Below are 3,515 nucleotides of genomic sequence, written 5' to 3'. Positions count from 1 at the left end.
AGTCAGTTAGGGGTGACTTTTCAACAAATCCAAAAATATGAAAAAGGCTCTAATCGTATAGGGGCGGGGCGTTTACAAGAATGAGACATTAGCCTGCTTTATAAGTATTGCGAGATTCCGGGAGTTTTTGCTATGTTTACCTTATCCTTCTTTGATTTCCTCCCGCTCTACGCTCTAAAGGATGCATATTCCTGACTTAAGGGCTGCTCTGTAAACAGTCCGGCTTCTGTTGGCGGGGTTTTGACCTACTCCTGACCCATTCATGTGGTTCACTTTAAAAAGGGCGTTACAGGGCAAGCCATGCCCATTTATTACACACTCTAAAAACACTTAATATGGAAAGTTTTACATGCCTTATATCACGGCTCTAAACAACAAGGTTTTACGGCACAACATGATAAACCGCGCTTTTTTTTCAGTGAACACTAATGCGTATTGTTATTGGTTTTTTTTCTGTTAAGAAGCATATACAGTGTCGTAAAAGAGTTAAGTAAGAAATTTAAATAGCGCGTGAAGCATCAAAGAAACTTTGGAAAAATTCTTGAAAAATTAGTTTAGAGGAGCTTTTTATAAAAGCCCGTCTTAGAGAGGCAGATAAGTCTTTCATCTTAAGATGGTTTGCTTTACGTTTCAAAACTTGATAAAAATTCAAAAATTTCGAAAAAATAGGAAGAGAAGCTTTTTCTGGTATGCAGGGGGGAAAATGGTCAATAAATTAGACAAAAAACAGATTATATTTTTAGCATTGCCACTCATCTTTTCAATCATTGTAGCTTTTTTGGTCAATATAACCATCAATAACATTACAGAAAATGGAACGACGCATGATGCTTATTGGTTTGTAAGATCAAAGCCACTGGATATTTTAATCCTTATTGCATTTTCATGTTCTTCATTCATCTTATTACAAAAAAGGCATATCAGAAAAAATATCACTATTTCGTCCATGATCATCTTTGGTTTGTTTGCAACTTATTATAGTGCAAATGAATATATCAGACTTAGTCCATATGTAGGTCAAGATAATATGACATGGGCGGATGTTCTTCCTTTCTTTGATAGGATGGTTTTATGGGGTGTTGTTATTGGCGTTATTATCCTTGGTTACACGATAAAACTATCATTACCTAAAGCTTCACCTTTGAAAATTTCAAAAAATACGATCTTTGGTGGTGTTCAATGGATGAGTATGAAACGCCTTGAAAAGATTTTTCCTCGTGATGGCGAAGTCGTCATAGGAGAGCGCTATAGAGTCGACAAAGATCTTGTTAAAGATGTCCCTTTTAATCCTAAAGACAAAACAACATGGGGAAAAGGTGGTCGCCAGCCATTGTTGACATATAAACTCAATTTTGATTCAACCCATATGTTATTTTTTGCTGGTTCTGGTAGTTATAAAACAACCAGTAATGTTATTCCAACTTGTCTCAAATATTCCGGTCCACTGATCGTTTTTGACCCTTCAACTGAAGTCGCTCCAATGGTAAAAAAAACAAGGCAGCTGTCAAACAGAAAAGTATACGTTCTTGATCCTCATGGTTCTTCAACGGAAACTTTTAATCCTTTAGATTGGCTGTTAGATGAAAATCTACCCCTTTATGAAAGAGAAGCGGGGTTGGTTGAAGTTGCTAGACTCCTTCTTTCTGAAAACGACAAATCAACTTCGACTGATCAATTTTTTGTATTACAGGCACATAATTTGTTAACAGGACTACTTGCGCATATTGTCTTTTCTGATGAATACACATTAAAGGAAAAAAACTTAAAAACCCTTCATACGATCATGTCAATGCCAGAACCATCCGTGATTGGAAAATTGCAATCTATACGATCAAATTCTCTATCCCAATTTATTCGTGAAACCCTTGGGGTGTTTACAAATATGGCTGAACAAACTTTCTCAGATGTCTATTCTACTGCTGCAAAAGATATACAATGGCTTTCCCTCTCTAACTATGCAAACCTTATCAGTGGTCATGATTTTAAAACTACCGATATAACAAAGGGAAATATTGATATTTTTCTAAATATCCCCTCAAAAATTTTAAAATCTTATCCAGGTGTTGGGCGTGTCCTTGTTGGCTCTTTTCTCAGAGCTATGGAAGCCGCTAATGGTAATTATGCAAAAAGAGCGCTCTTTATTTTAGATAATGCTGATCTTTTAGGATATATGAACATTTTAGAAGAAGCACGTGATCATGGACGCAAATATGGTATATCTCTCATGCTTTTTTACAAGTCTGTAGATCAAATAGAACACTATTTCGGTTCGTCAGGCGTTATGACATGGTTTGAAAATTGTGCTTTTGTAAGCTATGCCGCAATAAAAGATATTAAAACTGCTGAAAATATATCTAAGGCATGTGGTCAAATGACCATTGAAGTGAAAGATTCAAGCAAACCTCTAGGAGGATTCCATACAAGAGGGACAGAAAATATAAACACCCAGCATAGACCTTTAATATATCCACATGAAATAACACAAGAAATGCGAAAAGACGAACAGATTATTCTTATGCAAGGGCAACCACCTGTTCGTTGTGGACGCTCTATCTATTTTAGACGTAAGGATTTAACAGCTCTTACTAATGAAAATAGCTTTTCTTCTTAATAAAGCATCTATTTTTTAGTTAAAATGAATAAAATATTGTTGTATTTTTGGATGATATAATTAGAGATAAATTATTTTTATAGTACATTTTTATAATATAGTGGCTTGAAAATGGGAGAAAGTCATAAACGATCTTTCTGTTAAGAATACAAACACCAAAAAATTAAGACATAAAAAGAGTATCTTATCAATTATAATGCGTGGGGTGTTCAAGATAATACGTAGAATATTGGCTGTAATAGTTAAAAAGTTGCTTTACGCAATCTTCCTTATTTTATTATTCATTCGTAAACCAGTTTTTGCCTTCTTAAACTTCTTTGTTGGTGGCTTGGTTTTATTCCTATTTTTCTTTTTTGGGGATACACAGCGAGAGTTGCACCCTATGAACACCAAACAGTAATGGTCATTGGTTTTGTTATCATGATATTTCTTTGCTTGTTTGCTAATGATGTCTATGAAAGGCTTTTACTACGAGCTAATACGTCTAGCATCTTTTGATTATGATCTTATACTTATTTCAATAAATAGCGCTCACTTCGTTCGTATATAATTTAATCAAAAATGAGAGGTTATCTGCCTCTTATAAAAATACAAATAAAGACTGTTTTTAAATTTTATTGCTAATTTCATGAAATTACTTTATAAATAACACTGTAATTTTGGTCGTATACGCAACGACCAAGAGGGATTCAAAAACCCCTAAAATCCGAGCGTAAAAATGAACCTACTCTTGTGGGTGTCCCGGGGTTCCGGGAGTTTTTGCTATGTCCAGGTGCGCTCTAGCACTAAAAGCAAAAAAGCTGACTCGGATTCAGTGTTTTTGACTCCCGGAATACCAATGCGAGGGCGCTCGCAACCGGCAGGGGAGCTTGAAGTGAAAGCTAAAAATCCACACTTTAACGAT

1 protein-coding gene and 1 pseudogene are annotated in these 3,515 nt (G+C 35.2%); both read left to right on the top strand.

Annotation, left to right across the window (positions count from 1 at the left end):
- A pseudogene (locus tag ACFIMX_RS08595) lies at nucleotides 1-81 on the top strand (transcriptional regulator); the annotation flags it as partial.
- Between the two features lie 622 nt (nucleotides 82-703).
- The gene (gene traG / locus ACFIMX_RS08590) at nucleotides 704-2,611 is read left to right on the top strand and encodes a Ti-type conjugative transfer system protein TraG (RefSeq protein WP_375694321.1); all 1,908 of its coding nucleotides are present in this window, start codon (nucleotides 704-706) and stop codon (nucleotides 2,609-2,611) included.
- Nucleotides 2,612-3,515 lie beyond the last annotated feature (904 nt).

Origin of the sequence: Bartonella sp. AD24XZML (assembly GCF_042196485.1) — a bacterium.
Classification (GTDB): Bacteria; Pseudomonadota; Alphaproteobacteria; order Rhizobiales; family Rhizobiaceae; genus Bartonella.
The sequence above is the reverse complement of the archived record's forward strand: the minus strand, read 5'-3'. Positions and strand labels throughout refer to the sequence as shown.

Coding starts and splice junctions, on each gene's coding strand:
- traG (WP_375694321.1), top strand. CDS start 704: ATGGTCAATAAATTAGACAAAAAACAGATTATATTTTTAGCATTGCCA.